Annotated in this window: 1 protein-coding gene; it reads left to right on the top strand. The window is 60.9% G+C overall.

The genetic code is table 11. The features are described 5' to 3' along the window. Nucleotides 1-224: 224 nt before the first annotated feature. A complete protein-coding gene (locus tag NKI52_RS32610) occupies nucleotides 225-1259 on the top strand; it encodes an IS481 family transposase (protein WP_352700865.1) in 1035 nt (344 codons plus the stop codon). Nucleotides 1260-1554 lie beyond the last annotated feature (295 nt).

The following is a 1554-nucleotide window of genomic DNA, read 5'->3' as shown; positions in this document are numbered from 1 at the left end:
CTTGAGCCGAAGACCCGCGAAGGCGTTCTTTTGGGCGGCCGCCGCTTTCTGGATTGGCTCCGCCATCATCATCCCGACCAAGAGCCCCAAGCGTTGACGGCGGAGCTGTAAAAGTTTAAAGTTTATCTGACAGACGGTGTCCTGGGCTGAAGCTTGAGCCGAGGCCGGGCGCGGAGTGGTCAGGGTTCGCAGCGCCCGGCCTCGGCGACAGAAAGGACACTGACATGACCAAGGACCAAAAGATCATCCGCGCCAAGGTGGGGCTGCTGGAGCTGGCCAAACAGCTCGGCAATGTCAGCCAGGCCTGCAAGATGATGGGCTATTCACGCGACAGCTTCTACCGCTTCAAGGAGCTTTACGAGACCGGCGGCGAATTGGCGCTGCAGGAGCTGACGCGCAGGAAGCCGCTGCTGGCCAACCGCACGCCACCGGAGATCGAGGCGATCATCCTCGAGCTGACGCTGGAATATCCCGCCTATGGACAGACCCGCATCGCCAACGAAATGCGCAAGCTCGGCCACTCGGTCTCGCCGTCGGGCGTACGCGGGGTGTGGCAGCGTCACGATCTGGAGACGATGAAGAAGCGGTTGAAGGCGCTGGAGGCGAAGGTCGCCCAGGACGGCATCGTGCTCACCGAGAGCCAATTGGCGGCGCTGGAAAAGGCCAAGCTGGACAAGGAGGCGCATGGTGAGTTCGAGAGTGAATGCCCGGGCTATTGCGGCGGCCAGGACACCTTCTATGTCGGCAACATGAAGGGGGTCGGACGCATCTACCAGCAGACCTTCCTTGACACCTATTCGAAGGTCGCCTTCGCCAAGCTCTATGACCGCAAGACGCCGATCACCGCCGCCGATCTCCTCAACGACCGCGTGGTGCCGTTCTTCGACGCGCACGAGGTGAAACTAAGCCGGGTGCTGACCGACCGCGGCACCGAATATTGCGGCAATCCCGAACACCACGAGTACGAGCTCTATCTGGCGGTCGAGGACGTCGATCATTCCCGCACCAAGACCAAGAACCCGCAGACCAATGGCATCGTTGAACGGTTCCACAAGACGGTGCTGGACGAGTTCTACCGGGTCGCCTTCAGGAAGAAGATCTACGGCTCGATCGAGGAGCTGCAGGCCGATCTGGATGAATGGGTCAGAAGTTACAATGAGGAGCGCCCACATCAGGGCCGCTGGTGCTTCGGCAAGACGCCGATGCAGACCTTCCTTGACACCGCCCCGCTGGCGAAGGAGAAAATGATCGCTGCCTGATCCCATCGGACAGGCAAAACGGACCACTCTCAGACGCCAACTGTCCGATCAAGTACAAACTTCTACAGCGGAGCATGTCTTCGCCGCCGTTGAGCATCGGCTGTCGCTATCGGCGACCTCCGCCACCCGCACGGCGGCGACCTCTCACATCCGAACATTTCTTCGGTTTTTGTATTGGGCTGGCCACAATGACCAGGATCTCGCCCGCGTCGTCCCAGGGACGCCGCATTGGCGTTTGGCGCATTTGCCGCCGCGCCTTGCATGGGATGACGTTCGGCGCGCAATCGATGCGATC

The sequence above is a fragment of the Mesorhizobium sp. M0590 genome (assembly GCF_040320905.1).
Classification (GTDB): domain Bacteria; phylum Pseudomonadota; class Alphaproteobacteria; order Rhizobiales; family Rhizobiaceae; genus Mesorhizobium.
This window is presented reverse-complemented; position numbering and strand designations above follow the sequence as displayed.

Excerpts from the sequence above, each read along its gene's own strand:
- NKI52_RS32610 (WP_352700865.1), top strand. The coding sequence starts at position 225 with ATGACCAAGGACCAAAAGATCATCCGCGCCAAGGTGGGGCTGCTGGAG.